Source organism: Pseudoduganella sp. GW821-FHT12E03 (genome assembly GCF_058807115.1).
Genome location: NZ_JBXAQJ010000006.1, coordinates 44,550 through 58,988, shown reverse-complemented (window position 1 = coordinate 58,988; position 14,439 = coordinate 44,550). Strand labels below are relative to the sequence as shown.

13 protein-coding genes and 1 tRNA gene are annotated in these 14,439 nt (G+C 63.3%); 7 read left to right on the top strand and 7 right to left on the bottom strand.

Annotated elements, in window-relative coordinates; translation table 11 throughout:
- Positions 1-136 precede the first annotated feature (136 nt).
- Positions 137-1,513 (top strand): 8-oxoguanine deaminase, encoded by a 1,377-nt coding sequence (locus AC1RRC_RS16345; RefSeq protein WP_493056570.1) that lies wholly within the window; start codon positions 137-139, stop codon positions 1,511-1,513.
- Between the two features lie 107 nt (positions 1,514-1,620).
- On the opposite strand, the gene AC1RRC_RS16340 is transcribed toward AC1RRC_RS16345, so the two are convergent.
- Entirely contained in the window at positions 1,621-2,319 is a 699-nt protein-coding gene (locus AC1RRC_RS16340) for a GntR family transcriptional regulator (protein WP_493056569.1), read from the bottom strand.
- 185 nt (positions 2,320-2,504) lie between these two features.
- Here AC1RRC_RS16340 and AC1RRC_RS16335 point away from each other — a divergent pair, with 185 nt between their 5' ends.
- Positions 2,505-3,365 carry an alpha/beta fold hydrolase gene (locus tag AC1RRC_RS16335; RefSeq protein ID WP_493056568.1) on the top strand — a complete coding sequence of 287 codons (861 nt, stop codon included), beginning with the start codon at positions 2,505-2,507 and terminating at the stop codon, positions 3,363-3,365.
- 198 nt (positions 3,366-3,563) lie between these two features.
- On the opposite strand, the gene AC1RRC_RS16330 is transcribed toward AC1RRC_RS16335, so the two are convergent.
- A complete protein-coding gene (locus AC1RRC_RS16330; RefSeq protein ID WP_493056567.1) occupies positions 3,564-3,896 on the bottom strand; it encodes a DUF2917 domain-containing protein in 333 nt (110 codons plus the stop codon).
- 198 nt (positions 3,897-4,094) lie between these two features.
- Between AC1RRC_RS16330 and AC1RRC_RS16325 the strand changes: the two genes are divergently transcribed.
- From AC1RRC_RS16325 to AC1RRC_RS16305, 5 genes are all read left to right on the top strand, one after another.
- Positions 4,095-5,525: an aminotransferase-like domain-containing protein gene (locus tag AC1RRC_RS16325; RefSeq protein ID WP_493056566.1), complete on the top strand. Its 1,431-nt coding sequence runs from the start codon at positions 4,095-4,097 to the stop codon at positions 5,523-5,525.
- 187 nt (positions 5,526-5,712) lie between these two features.
- Positions 5,713-5,916, top strand: a complete 204-nt coding sequence (locus AC1RRC_RS16320; RefSeq protein WP_493056565.1) for a hypothetical protein — start codon at positions 5,713-5,715, stop codon at positions 5,914-5,916.
- 200 nt (positions 5,917-6,116) lie between these two features.
- Positions 6,117-7,406, top strand: coding sequence for a serine--tRNA ligase (serS, locus tag AC1RRC_RS16315; RefSeq protein WP_493056564.1), 1,290 nt, complete (start codon positions 6,117-6,119; stop codon positions 7,404-7,406).
- An 83-nt stretch (positions 7,407-7,489) separates the two neighbouring features.
- Positions 7,490-7,580: transfer RNA gene (locus AC1RRC_RS16310), tRNA-Ser, on the top strand.
- A gap of 359 nt (positions 7,581-7,939) precedes the next feature.
- Positions 7,940-10,510 (top strand): EAL domain-containing protein, encoded by a 2,571-nt coding sequence (locus tag AC1RRC_RS16305; protein WP_493056563.1) that lies wholly within the window; start codon positions 7,940-7,942, stop codon positions 10,508-10,510.
- Positions 10,511-10,514: 4 nt separating this feature from the next.
- Here AC1RRC_RS16305 and AC1RRC_RS16300 read toward each other — a convergent pair whose 3' ends face one another.
- The 5 genes from AC1RRC_RS16300 to AC1RRC_RS16280 form a co-directional block, all read right to left on the bottom strand.
- Positions 10,515-10,943: a DUF6691 family protein gene (locus tag AC1RRC_RS16300; protein ID WP_493056562.1), complete on the bottom strand. Its 429-nt coding sequence runs from the start codon at positions 10,941-10,943 to the stop codon at positions 10,515-10,517.
- Between the two features lie 9 nt (positions 10,944-10,952).
- The gene (locus tag AC1RRC_RS16295) at positions 10,953-11,384 is read right to left on the bottom strand and encodes a YeeE/YedE family protein (protein ID WP_493056561.1); all 432 of its coding nucleotides are present in this window, start codon (positions 11,382-11,384) and stop codon (positions 10,953-10,955) included.
- 111 nt (positions 11,385-11,495) lie between these two features.
- Positions 11,496-13,055 (bottom strand): chemotaxis protein CheW, encoded by a 1,560-nt coding sequence (locus AC1RRC_RS16290; protein ID WP_493056560.1) that lies wholly within the window; start codon positions 13,053-13,055, stop codon positions 11,496-11,498.
- Positions 13,056-13,075: 20 nt separating this feature from the next.
- On the bottom strand, positions 13,076-13,609 hold the full coding sequence (locus AC1RRC_RS16285) for a chemotaxis protein CheD (protein ID WP_493056559.1): 534 nt from the start codon (positions 13,607-13,609) through the stop codon (positions 13,076-13,078).
- On the bottom strand, positions 13,597-14,439 hold the full coding sequence (locus AC1RRC_RS16280) for a CheR family methyltransferase (RefSeq protein ID WP_493056924.1): 843 nt from the start codon (positions 14,437-14,439) through the stop codon (positions 13,597-13,599). The genes AC1RRC_RS16285 and AC1RRC_RS16280 overlap by 13 nt, the downstream gene beginning before the upstream one ends.

Sequence of the window (14,439 nt, the reverse complement as noted above, 5' to 3'; positions counted from 1 at the left end):
TCAGGCCGCCAACCGTAGTATCCGCGCCGGCCTGCATCCGCAACGATGCAGCGCCGGCGCGGTTTTTTGACATTGTTTCCGCAGTGCCCGCGCATTGTTTCCGCAGTGTTTCACTCATCTTTAGGTACTTTTGAAAATGACTAAAACTCTCCTGATCAAGAATGCGCGCGTCGTGGTGACGATGGATGACCAGCGCCGCGAAATCGGCGATGGCGCGATCTTCGTGCGCGGTAACGTGATTGAACAGGTTGGCTTGAGCGCCGACCTGCCGCAAAGCGCCGATGAAGTCATCGACGCCAGCGGCCACGTGGTGACGCCAGGGCTGGTCAACACCCACCACCACATGTATCAAAGCCTGACGCGTGTGATCCCCGCCGCGCAAAATGGCGAACTGTTTAACTGGCTGCAAAACCTGTATCCAATCTGGGCCAACCTCAACAGTGAGATGGTGCACGTCTCGACCCTGACGGCCATGTCGGAACTGATCCTGTCCGGCTGCACCACCAGCAGCGACCACCTGTACATTTACCCGAACGATTGCAAGCTCGATGACAGCATCGAAGCGGCCAGTAAAATCGGCATGCGTTTCCACGCGGCGCGCGGCGCCATGAGCGTGGGCCAGTCGAAGGGCGGCTTGCCGCCGGACCGTGTGGTCGAAGATGAAAAAGCGATCCTGAAAGATACCCAGCGCCTGATCGAGACCTATCACGACAGCGCGCGCCATGCGATGCAGCGCGTGGTGGTGGCGCCGTGCTCGCCATTTTCCGTGTCGCAGGATTTAATGAAGGAAGCGGCGGTGCTGGCGCGCAGCTATGGCGTGTCGATGCACACCCACCTGGCGGAAAACGCCAACGATATCGCGTACAGCCGCGAGAAATTCAACATGACCCCGGCCGAATATGCGGAAGATTGCGGCTGGGTCGGCCACGATGTGTGGCACGCGCACTGCGTGCAACTCGATGACGACGGCATCTACATGTTTGCGAAAACCGGCACCGGCGTGGCGCATTGCCCATGCTCGAACATGCGCCTGGCGTCCGGTATTGCGCCGATCCGTAAGATGGTCGATGCCGGGGTGCCGGTCGGCCTCGGTGTCGATGGCTGCGCCTCGAACGATGGCGCGCACATGCTGGGCGAAGCGCGCCAGGCCATGCTGCTGCAGCGTGTCGGCTTTGGTCCGGACGCGATGACGGCGCGCCAGGCGCTGGAACTGGCCACCCTGGGCGGCGCGAAAGTATTGAACCGGGATGACATCGGCGCGATCAAGCCGGGCATGTCGGCCGACATCGTCATGTTCAAGCTGGACCAGATCGCCTTTGCCGGCGCGCTGCACGACCCGGTGGCGGCGCTGGTGTTCTGCACGCCGTCGAACGTCAACTACAGCATCATCAACGGCAAGGTGGTGGTCAAGGATGGCCTGTTGCAGACCATCGATTTGCCGCTGGTGATCGAGCGGCACAACCAGCTGGCGTCGGACCTGGCGCTGGCGACGGGGACGCGGAAAGTCGCTTAAGCCGGTGGGCTGCTTGGCGGCCCGGCAGCTTGATCAGGACCTGTGGCGCGCAATGCGTAGGGCGGTTTTGCCGAAGGCAAAGCCGCCATGCCCGCCACAACGCGGCGTTATTTCAACAACGCCGACACCAGGTCTTTTTCGTGCACGCCGCCGATATCAAAGCGCAACGCCGCTTCCACGTGCATCAAATGTTCGACCATCACCTGTGCGGCAAGGTCCGCATCGCCCGACCGGGCCGCGTTCAAAAACTCTTCATGTTCATTCGATGAACAGGCCGCGTCGCGGTCCGACTGGTACAACATCGTGATCAGCGTGCTGCGCGCCACCAGTTCCCGCACCATTTCCAGTAACACGTCATTGCCCGCCACTTCCGCCAGCAGCACGTGGAAGTCCCCCAGCAACTGGGAGCGCACCTTGTGGTCGCCTTCCAGTGAATGGCGTTCCAGTTTCAGGTGTTGTTCCAGCGCGATGTAGTGATGCGGTTGCGCGTGGGCGGTGAATTCGCGCGCCATGGCAGCCTCGAGGATGCGGCGGGCGGCAAAGATATCGCGCGATTCCTTTTCGCTGGGCTGGCTGACGAACGCGCCTTTGTCCGGCACGATGCGGATCAGCTTGTCCTTGGACAGGATCAGCAGCGCGGCGCGGATCTTGGTGCGGCTGACGTTATACAGGCGCGACAGCGCTTCTTCGCGCAGCTTGGTGCCCGGCGGCAGTTTGCGCGCAGCGATGGCTTCCGCGATATGGCCGGCGATCTCGTTCGAGCTTTCACCGGTGCGTTCTTCGAGGGCTGCGGTGGAGGTGGACATGGACCTGACACGTTATTCAATCCCCAATGATACATCCGGTCTGCAATATTGGCTATAACGCAAGGCCTCTTGCCATGCGGCTTTCCGGGAAATGCACAACGGGAAAAGTGGCAGATGGACGATCCTGGCGACCCCATGTATTATGTTCTTTTTGATAATTATCAATAATTCAATCGGGAGGCGGAATGGCCCAGGTTATCGATGTCGGCGGCGTGAATGTGCATGTGGAAGGCGAGGGCACGGAAACCATCGTCATGCTGCATGGCTGGCCCGATACGTACCGTTTGTGGGATGCACAAGTGGCGGCGCTGGGCGGTTCGTACCGTTGCGTGCGTTTCACCTTGCCGGGTTTTGAGCCGGGCAAGCCGCGCCGCCCCACGTCGCTGGTCGATACCGTGGCGCTGATCCACCGCATCGTGCGCGCCGTCAGTCCGGACCACCCCGTGATCTTGCTGCAGCACGACTGGGGCAGCATCTTTGGCAACCAGTTCGCGCTGCGCCATCCGCAACTGGTGTCGCGCATCGTGTGCGTGGATGTCGGCGATGCGCTGTCGCCGGACTACGCCGAACAGCTGGGCGCGCGCTCGAAAGCCATGGTGTTCGGTTATCAGATGTGGCTGGCGCTGGCATGGCGCATCGGCGGCAAACTGGGCGACCGCATGTCGCGCTACATGGCGGGCAAGATGCGCTGCCCGACCGATCCGGCCATGATCGCCAGCCAGATGAATTACCCGTATTACATCACGTGGTTCGGCGCCTATGGCTCGTACCGGCTGGCCGCGCCGGGGCAGGCGCCGTGCCGCACCTTGTACATCTACGGCGCCGGGAAGCCGTTCATGTTTCACACGCAGGGCTGGCTGAACACGTTGCACCGGCAGCCGGGCAGCAGGGTGGTGGCGATGGAAGCGGGGCACTGGATGATGCGCACCCACGCCGATGCGTTCAACGCGGAAGTGTTGAACTGGCTGGCGGCGGGGCGCGCCGGCAAGGCGGAGAAGGCGGGAAGTATGGTAGCGGTGCAGGCGGAGCCTGTACGCACGGTCTGAGCCTGAGCCCTGCACCTTGCACGCGATGCGATGGGCTGAACCTGTGCGCCTGGCGTGCGCCGGCATGCCACGCCGCCGGTGCCAGGGTTGCCCGAGCCATGCTGCCTGCGCCAAGCGGCAGGCCAAGCGGCGGGCCAGGAGGCAGGTCCGGAGCGTCCAGTTCCAGGCAGCCAGTGCCACGCCGCCGGTGCGGGCCCGCTACGTTCCCTGCGCCGGCTGCAAGCTTTGCCGCAGCCGCTGCATGGTTTCCTGCCAGCGCGCCGCCGCTTCACGCCGCACGCGGCGGGGCCAGCTTTGGGCGATGGGCGCAGCCACCCTGATGCGGCTGCAGCCCAGTGCCTCAACCAGTGTCAAACCATCGTTCGGCACCACGAAGCGCTGGCCCGGACGCAGGATGAAATCCATGTGCTGGCCATACGCGGTAATCCATGTCATACCCGACACGCCTTCCACCACGCGACCACCGGCATCTTCGAGCCGCAGCGGTTGATCGCTGCTGAGTTTGTATTCGGCGGATGGCTGGATGGACATGGTGGACTCCCGGTGGTGTGCCGTAAGGGGTACGGCTTGCATGGATACAGCTTACCGGTGCGGGCGCAACCATAACAGATGCAGCAAACCGCAATTGTGATGAATACAGTGGCAAAATTGCGCCACTGTGCTGGTCAAAACTGAACGCCACTGTACCTGTGCGGCGGTGGCCGGGCAGGCCACAATGGAAGGATGCCGATGCAACCGAATCTTTACGAACAACTGGCCAATGAACTGGGCGCGCACATCGCCAGCCGCGTCTTTGCGCCCGGCGACAAGCTGCCCTCGATCCGCCACCTGGCGCAGCACAAGCATGTCTCGGTCAGTACCGTGCTGCAGGCGCTGCGCCTGCTGGAAGACCGCGGGCTGATCGAAGCGCGTCCGCAGGCCGGGTACTACGTGCGGCACCGGCCCCGTGTGCTGGCGGTGGCCGCGCCTAGCGAGCCGCTGGCCGAAGCGGCCTATGTCGGCATCAACAACCTGCTGATGCGGGTATTGAAAGCCAACGAGGGGCCGGGACTGGCGCACCTGGGCTCGGCCTGGCCGCCGGATGAGTTACTGCCGATCCGCCGCGTGCAAAAGGCGGTCAGCAGCGTGGCGCGGCGCGATCCTGCCTTGCTGGCCCGGGTCAGCTGTTATGAAACCAATGAACCGGAGTTCGTGCGCCAGGTGGTGCGGCGCGCGCTGGACTGGGGCTCGCTGGACCCGCATGAAGTGGTGGTCACCAGTTCCTGCACCGAAGCCATCAGTTTAAGTTTGCGCGCCGTGGCGCAGCCGGGCGACACCATCGCGGTGGAATCCGCGACTTACTTCGTGCTGCTGCAATTGATAGAAAGCCTGGGCATGAAGGCGCTGGAAATTCCCACCCACCCGAAGACCGGGCCATCGATCGATGCGCTGGAAGTGGCGTTCAGCGCGGGCCTGGTGAAAGCGTGCCTGTTCGTGCCGAACGCGAACAACCCGCTCGGCTGCATCATGCCCGAGGAAAACAAGAAGCGGCTGGCGGCCTTGCTGGCGCAGCACCAGGTGGCGCTGGTGGAAGACGATGTCTATGGCGACCTGTGTTTTACCCATGAGCGGCCCTGGCCCGTGAAAGCGTATGACACGGCGGGGTATGTCTTGCTGTGCTCGTCCTTTTCCAAGGCCGTGACACCGGCCTCGCGCGTGGGCTTTGTGGCGGCGGGGCGCTGGACCCAGCAGGTGACGTTATTAAAAATGGTGTCGAGCGGCTCGACCAGCCAGTTCTTCCAGGCGGTCCTGGCCGACTTCCTCACCGGTTCCGCCTACGAAGCGCAGGTGCGCAAGATGCGGCGCGTGCTGTCGCAGCGGATTGCGCGCATGTCCGACGCGGTGGCCGCGTCATTCCCCCATGAGTGCCTGATTTCCGAACCGCAGGGCGGCTTCGTGCTGTGGGTGCAGATGCCGCCGCAAGTCGACGCCTTGTCGCTGCACGCGCTGGCGGTGGCGCAGGGCGTGGCGTTCATGCCGGGCCAGTTGTTCTCCGCAACGGGCAAGTTCGGCAACTGCCTGCGGCTCAACTGCGGCAATGCGTGGAGTCCGGAAATCGATGCGGCCGTGGCCAAGCTGGGGGCGCTGGTTTATCGCGCAGCGGGCCAGCGCGCGGCCTGATTGGTGTCCGATCCCCGCCTGGCCCAGTCTGGGATGCTTGTCATAACTCCTTTACCTGCAGCGCTCTTGCGTTTCATCCCCTGTTTTTGACGCTTCGTCGCACACCGATGGTGAGGCGCGGTGCCTGCGGCTACAGTAAAGCCATCGAAGCAGTATTAATCCACCGCAGACCAACCAGGAGAACATCATGAACGCCCTCAAAAACATGGAAATCATCTTCGTATTCGCCGCCGCCCTGGGCGCCGCCACCAGCTACGCGACCGCCAGCGAACCCGTGATCACGGTGGCCGCCGATGCCGGTATCGTGGCAGTGGAAGCGGTCGAAGCGAATGTGCCAGTGATCGTGGTGGCAGCCAAACGCCTGACCGCGGCAGAGAAAGCCGCCCTGTGAAGGCCGCTTCAAAAAGCCCGCAGCGTTGTTGCGGCTCCTCGCCGTGCAATCGCACTGTCTTCGTCGCCGCGCCTAGCTGCGAGCATTTTGAAACAGCCTCAGTCTGAGGGACGGTTTTTAGGCCGGAGGGCTGAAAACTCGCGTTGGATCGCATCAAGTTGGTACAATTGCCCCTTTCCGAATATTTGCGGCAATTCCCCATGATAGACATCCAACTTCTCCGTAAAGACATCGACACCGTCGCAGCCCGCCTGGCGGCGCGCAAGTTTCAACTGGACGTCGCAGCCTTCAATGCCCTGGAAGGTGAGCGCAAGGCGATCCAGATGCGTACTGAAGAACTGCAGAGCAAGCGTAATTCGCTGTCCAAGCAGATCGGTATGTTGAAAGACAAAGGGGAAGACACCTCGGCCGTGATGGCGGAAGTGGCTGGCCTCGGCGATGAGCTGAAAGCCAATGAACAGAATTTGAATGTGGTACAAGCCAGGATGTCGACCTTCCTGGAAGCCGTACCGAACCTGCCGCACGAATCCGTGCCGGAAGGCATCGACGAAACCGGCAACGTGGAAGTGCGCAAAGTCGGTACGCCACGCACCTTTGAATTTGAAGTGAAAGACCACGTGGACGTTGGTTCCGCGCTGGGCCTGGACTTTGACACCGCCACCAAGCTGACCGGTTCGCGCTTCTCCGTCATGAAAGGCGGCATGGCCCGGTTGCACCGCGCATTGGCGCAATTTATGCTGGACACCCACACCGGCGAGCATGGCTACACCGAATGCTACACGCCGTACATGGTCAACGCTGAGAGCCTGCGCGGCACCGGCCAGTTGCCGAAATTCGAAGCGGACCTGTTCTCCGTGAAAAAGGGCGGCATCGAGGGCGAAGGCCAGAACTTCTACCTGATCCCGACTTCGGAAGTATCGCTGACCAACACGGTGCGCGACGAAATCGTGGCGCTGGACGCGCTGCCGATCAAGATGACGGCGCACACCCCATGCTTCCGTTCCGAAGCCGGCAGCGCCGGCCGCGACACGCGGGGCATGATCCGCCAGCACCAGTTCGACAAGGTCGAGTTGGTGCAGGTGGTGCATCCGGACACCTCGTACGAGGTGCTGGAGCAAATGGTCGGCCACGCCGAGAAAATCCTGCAGGCGCTGGGCTTGCCGTACCGCGTGATGTCGCTGTGTACCGGCGACATGGGCTTTGGCGCGACCAAGACCTACGACCTGGAAGTGTGGCTGCCGGCGCAAAACACGTACCGTGAAATCTCGTCGCTGTCGAACTGCGAAGCGTTCCAGGCCCGCCGCATGCAGGCGCGCTTCCGCAATGCGCAAGGCAAGACGGAATTGCTGCACACCCTGAACGGTTCCGGCCTGGCCGTGGGCCGCACCTTGGTGGCCATCCTGGAAAACTACCAGCAAGCTGATGGTTCGGTGGAGATCCCAGCCGCGCTGCAGCCGTATATGGGTGGTTTGACGAAGCTGGTTGCGTAATTTTTAAAATAGCCCTTCCTTTTTCCGGATGGGCTGCTATAATCTTGGCTCTCAACGGCGACCACCGTTAAGTTGCAGCACCTGGAGAGGTGGCAGAGTGGTCGAATGTACCTGACTCGAAATCAGGCGTAGGGTTTCCCCCTACCGTGGGTTCGAATCCCACCCTCTCCGCCAGAACACAATGAAAAAAGGCTCCCCTGCGGGAGCCTTTTTTCATTGTGTTTGGACGGAAGAGGGTGGGATTCGAAGACGGAGCCCCCTAAAGGGGGCGAGGCTATTCGAATCAACTGACTAAGGTTTCCGTACCGGAGTCCTTTTTTCATTGTGCCCGACGGAAGAGGGTGGGATTCGAAGACGGAGCCCCCGAAAGGGGGGGGCGAGGCTATTCGAATCAACTGACTAAGGTTTTTGTACACCCGGAAATAACCGTTGCAAACACACCATTTGTGGAAATGTGTGAGCATGTTGGTCGAATTGAGGGCGCACAATACGAAGATTCCATGCGGGTAGCCTCACCAGTAAGGGAATCGACCATGGCTGTTCTTCTTCCCCCCACTGCACTGTTAATCGAATCAAACGCCCCCTCACGGGCGCGCAACCGGCTGCTCCTGGAGCAATTGGGGGCGCAGGTGGAAGAGGCTGGCGACAGCCTCGATGGCCTGGCGCTGTTCGAGGCCATGACCCCGGACATTGTCCTGGTGGACATGAGCCTGCGCGATCCCGATGGCTATACCGTCTGCCAAACCATCCGCAAGCTGCCGCACGGGCAGTCGGTGCCGGTGCTGGCGCTGCTGGACAGTGACGACAGCCGCGCTTTCGAACGGGCTTATGATGCCGGCGCCACCGATTGCCTGGGGCTGCCCGTGTGCGGCACCGTGCTGCGGCGCCGCGTGCGCTACATGCTCGACAGCCGGCGCTGCCTGCACGTGCTGGCGGCCAGCGAGGCGCAGCTGGTCAAGGCGCAAAGCATCGCCGCGGTGGGCAGCTGGCACTGGGATATCCTGGAAGGGCACATCCAGATGTCGGACGAAATGCGCCGCCTGCATGACACGCGCGACGACGTGGTGGACGGCAATTGCGGCGTGCTGCTGCGTCACGTGCATCCGGAAGACAAGCCGATGGTGGAACTGGCCTTGCAAAATGCCTGGCGGCTCGGCCTGCCCTATGACATCGAGTACCGGCTGCTGGGCGCCGATGGCGCGTTGCGCTTCGTGCAGGGCAAGTGCGAGGTGGTCATGGCGCCGTCGCGCCAGCCACTGCGGATGTACGGCACGGTGCAGGATATCAGCGAGCGCAAGCTGCAGGAAGCGCGCCTGCTGAAAAGCGCCAATTACGACGTGCTGACCGAGGTCCCCAACCGCAACCTGTTGAATGACCGTGTGACGCAGGCGATCGCGCACGCGCAGCGCGCCGGCCAGCAGGTGGTGATGTGCTGCCTGGATCTCGATGGTTTTAAGTTCATCAACAACAGTTTCGGCTATGCGGCCGGCGACATGCTGTTGCGCATGGTGGCGTTGCGCCTGACCGATGCGGTGCGCGAGTGCGATACGGTGGGGCGGCTCGGTGGCGGCGAATTCATCGTGGTGTTGCATGGGGTCGACCATGACGCGCCGCTGGGGGCGCTGACCCGGAAGATCCTGAACCAGTTCCTGGCGCCGTTTGTCGTCGACGGGCAGGATATCTACGTGACCGTCAGCATCGGCATCAGCGTGTTCCCGCAAGACAGCAACAGCGGCGATGGCTTGCTGCGCTGCGCCGATGCGGCGCTGCATATGGCCAAGGGGCGCGGGCGCAATTGCGTCGAGTTTTATACGCACAAGATGGGTGTCGATGCCGAGCGCCATATGCTGCTGGAAAACGCCATGCGCACGGCGCTCGAGCGCGGCGAATTTGAACTGGATTACCAGCCCAAGGTGGCGTTGCGGGGCGGGCAAGTGTTTGGCATGGAAGCGCTGTTGCGCTGGCGCCGGCCGGGCCATGGCGTGGTGTCGCCGGCGGAATTCATTCCGGTGGCGGAAGAAACCGGCGCCATTGTCGCCATCGGCGAGTGGGTGTTGCGCACCGCCTGTAAACAGTTGCGGTGCTGGCATGACCTGGGCTATACGCAATTGACGATGGCGGTGAACCTGTCGCCACGGCAGTTCGTGCGCCAGGATGTGCCGGCGCTGGTGCGCGGCGCGCTGGCCGACAGCGGCCTGCCGGCGCGGGCGCTGGAACTGGAACTGACGGAAAGCATCCTGATGAGCGATGGCACCGGCGTGCGCGACGCGCTGCTGCAACTGAAAGCCATTGGCGTGACCCTGGCGCTCGATGATTTCGGCACCGGCTATTCCAGCCTGTCGTATCTGAAACGGTTCCCGATCGATGTCTTGAAAATCGACCGCTCCTTTATCCAGGACCTGGCGGCCGATGCGGAAGACGCGTCGTTGACCCGCACCATCGTGTTGATGGCGCAATCGCTGAACATGAAAACCGTGGCGGAAGGGGTGGAGACGCTGGCCCAGTTGAGCTTTTTACGGCGCAGCAAATGCGACGCGATCCAGGGCTACTTCTTCAGCAAGCCGCTTGATGCGGACTCCATGACGACCCTGCTGCGCGACCGGCGCTGCCTGCCGGCGGTGGTCAACCAGGCCGGCCAGCGCCAGACCCTGCTGCTGGTGCACGACAGCGCGGACGTCATCGCGTCGCTGTCTGGCATGCTGCGCGGCGAGGGCTACCAGATCCTCAGCGCCACCACGCCCGAACACGCGTTCGAGTTGCTGGCGATGCACCAGGTGCACGTCATCCTGTGCGCGCTGCGCCTGCCGGTCATGAGCGGCACGGCGCTGCTGGAGCGGGTCAAAAAAATGTGCCCGGAAACCATCCGCATCCTGTTGTCGGAACACCGCGACCTCGACGCCGTGCTGGACGCCATCAACCGGGGCACGGCGTACCGCTTCTGCAGCAAACCTTGGGATGAACGCAAATTGCGGGACAATTTGCGCGATGCGTTCCGCCACCAGTCGGCGCTGTATGGCTACGGCGACAGTGCACCGGGCAACGATGCGGATTTCGAAGACGGCTTCGCCATCTTGCCCGCATTGTCGCTGCACGACCGGGGCTAGTTTTTCACGTGGCGGCAACCCGTTTTCGCCGCTCCAGCAGTTCGAACAAGCCCATCCCGGCCAGCATCGCCCCGACAAACAGCAAGGCTTGCCGGTTGCCGGCGCCGAGCGCCACCAGGGCCGGGCCGGGGCAAAAGCCGGCCAGCCCCCAGCCCATGCCGAACAGCACGCTGCCCAGCACCAGGCGGCGGTCGAGTTCGCGGCTGGTGGGGAGCCGCAACGATTCGCCCAGGAAGGACGTGGTGCGGCGCCGGGCCAGCGCAAAGGCGACCGTGCCGATGGCAATGGCGCCACCCATGACACCCATCAGCGACGGGTCCCACATCCCGGCCAGGTCCAGGAAGCCCAATACCTTGGCGGGATTGGCCATGCCGGAAACAATCAGGCCGATGCCAAACACCAGGCCGGCGAACAGTGCGGTTACGATCAGCATGGCGCCTCCTTACCGCACCACGTGGCGCACCAGGTACACCGTGATAAAGCCCGCCGCCATGAAGGTGGCGGTGGCCGCCAGCGAGCGGGGCGACAGGCGCGACAGGCCGCAGACGCCATGGCCGCTGGTGCAGCCCGATGCGTAGCGCGTGCCGATCCCGACCAATAAGCCGGCCGCGATCAGGGCGCCGGGGCCGGCATCCACCTCGATGGCCGGCGTCGGATGGAACAGCAAATAGAGCGCCGGTGCGGCCATCAGCCCGGCCACGAAGGCAATACGCCACGCGACATCGCCGCCGACCGGCCGCAGCAAACCACCCACGATGCCGCTGATGCCGGCAATGCGGCCATTCAATAACAGCAGCAGCGCCACGGCGGCGCCGATCAGGGCGCCGCCCGCCAGCGCGGCATACGGCGTAAAGTGGTTCCAGTCGATGGTCATGGCCGCTCCCTGGTATCCTCAAGTCGCTACAGTAGCACTTGGCGGTCAACCATGGGGCGGTTGCGGCAACCCGCCGGGGCCCGGCGCGGCCTTGGCCCGGGCTTGGTTGCGTCAGGCCGCCTGGGGCTGCGGCGCGGGTTGCAGGGCTTGCAGCACCCGGGCGCAATCAAACACGCGCAGCGTCTTGCGGCTCCCTTCGGGGGCGTCGTTGATATCGATGACTTCGTCGGACTCCGGATGCAAGGCGTTGTCCGCCGGCTGCTTGCGCATCAGGCTGGGGGCGGCAAAGCGCTTGCTGTCCTCGATCGTCATGATGCTCTCGACCGCGTCCACGATCAGCCCGTAGCAATCGGCGCCGCGTTCGATGATGAGGATCTTGGGCGGCTGCGCAGGGTCCAGCGCCGGCATGTCATACAGGCGGCGCAAGTCGACCAGCGTGATCATTTGCTGGCGCAGGTTGAGCATGCCGCGCATGTAGTCCGGCATGCCTGGCGGGCACGAGATGGCGTCGCTGAAGTCGATGATCTCGCGCACCTGCCGGATTTCCACCGCGTAGGCCGCATCGAGCACGAAGGTGATGTACACCTGGCGGCCGGATTTGCGCTGGGCGCCATGATGCCCGGCGCCGGCCGGTTTCCCTTCATCGGGGTACAGGTTGGCGTGTCCTTTGCACATGGCGACGATTTCACCGTGCGACAGGATGCGGCGGTGGTCGAGCAGGATGACGTCACCCAGTTCCGGCCGTGAAATACAGCCCGTGAACATGTCGGCGCGCGCTTTGCTCAGCACCGGAATTGGCATGATGTCGTCGTCGGCAAAGTGGATCACATTGTCGACCGAGTCGACCAGGAAGCCGACCGTGGTGTGGTCGATGCGGACGATGATGATGCGCTGTCCGGCGCCAGCCGCCGTGGTGGCCGCAGTTGTTTCCGAGAGCAGTTGGGTAAAGTCCACCACGCCCACGGGACTGCCGCGGAAGTTGATGCGTCCCAGGCACAGCCGGTTGTTGAGCAGGGAACCATGAATTTCCGGCACGCCGATGATTTCCTGGATGGCGCTCATGTCAAAGGCGAATGCGGCCGCCCCTGCATGGAAACTGACGCAGCGGCGGCGCGCGGCCTGGCTCTGGAACTGCTGCCGCTGCTGTTTCTGGCAGGCCGCCTGCATGGCCAGCACGTGCGGGACATTTTCAATGCTGATCAGGGCGGCGGGATTCAAGACCTGGATCAGGCGTTCGCCCTGGTCCAGCAAGATGGTGCCGGCGATTACACCCTGGCTGCTGCCACTGGCGTAGCTCAGGGTGGAACGCTGGTCCGGGCGCACCCGCAGCACTTCGCCGGTGGCGTGAAACAGGATGCCGACTTGCACTTGCTGGAAATCGACGATGGCGATCTTGTGGCTTTTGTCCGCACGCGGCGCATCGGGCTGGAATACCCGGCCCAGGTTGACGACCGGGATCACGCTGCCACGCAACGTGAACATGCCTTCAAGGAAGGGGGGCGCCAGCGGCAGGGCGCTGATCTTGTCGGGGAAGTTCACCACTTCACGGATGCTGCTGGCGGGCAGGGCGAATTCATCGTCGCCCAGCACGAATGAGCCAAACAGTTCGGTGGCGCCGGCGTCGTGGCTTATCTCCTGGCGCGACTCCTGGTGTGATTCCTGGTGTGACATGGCTGACGGACTCCGGTTGATCAAGGCTGGGGCGCGCCGTCGCGCGCAGGATTGCGCACGAGATCGCGCACCACGACGTTCTGGGTTGCGCAATCGATGCGCATGGTGCGGCCATAGGTGCCGCCCAGGCGGCAGGTGCTGACATTGAGGCCGCGCTGGCGCAGGTATTTGCGCGCCGCCGCCGCGTTTTGCTGGCCCACTTGCTGGCGTTGCAAGCGTCCGTCCAGCATGCTGGCGCCGCCGGCCAGCACGGCTTCGATATGGGGGTAATCTTCCTCGTGCGCACCCATCAGGCGCAGCAGGGCGGGAACCGCCTGGCTGACATAGCGGGCGCTTTCCAGTGCATCGATGCAGCGGACCGGCTGCCGTGCCGGCGCTTCCGGCGCTTCCGGCAACAGGCAGTGGGCGAGGCCGCAACGGCCCGCCGCCTTCCAGATCAGGGCAATGCCGACACACGATCCCAGCACCGCTTCCAGCTGGCCGGCGCTGGCGCCGATCTTCAATTGGCCGATGCCCACTTGCTGGCAGGTGGCGGCGGGAGTCAGGGCTTGCATGGCGATGCGGCTTTCACGTGATAAATCATGGGGCGTTGCAGCGTATAGGCGGTATCGAGGCGGCTGATGGATTCCGATTCACCGATGATCATCACCGCGTGCGGCGCCATGCTGTGGCGGGCCTGTTCCAGCACGGCATGCTGGTGTGGCAAGTCAAAATAAATCAGGACATTGCGCAGCAGGATCAGGTCGAACTGCTCCGGCTGGCGCAATGGGTGCAGCAAATTGTGGCAACGCAGTTCGACGTGCTGGCGCAAGCTGTCGGAAACTTGCACGCAGCCGCGCGGCGATGGCCGGAAGTAACTGGCCAGGCGGGCCGGATGGGCTTCGCGCAAGCGCTCGACGGAGCGGCCGGAATAGCAGCCGGTGCGCGCCAGGTCCAGCATCTGGCGCGAAATATCGGTGCCGACGATGCGGTAGTGGAAGCCCGGGTGCCTGGCCAGGAATTCTTCGCACAGCATGGCCATCGAATACAGTTCCTCTCCGCTGGCGGCGGCGGCCGACCAGATATCGAGGCGCTTGCCCCGGTGTGCCGCCCACCACGCCGGGAGGAATTCCAGTTCCAGGTAAGTCCACACGTGCGGTGTGCGGAAAAACAGCGTGTCGTTGGTAGTGACCAGGTCGATGAAGTGGGGGACTTCTTCGCTGTTGCGCTCCACCCGCTCCAGGTAGGCGCGGTAATCGGCCAGATCCAGCGCCTCCATGCGCGGACGCAGCCGCCGTTCCAGCAGGTTGCGTTTGCGTTCGCACATGGTGATGCCGGTATGCTTGCGCACCAGCGCAATCAGCGCCGCCAGCGTGGCCTGGTCCAGTTCCGGCGCGCTGAACAT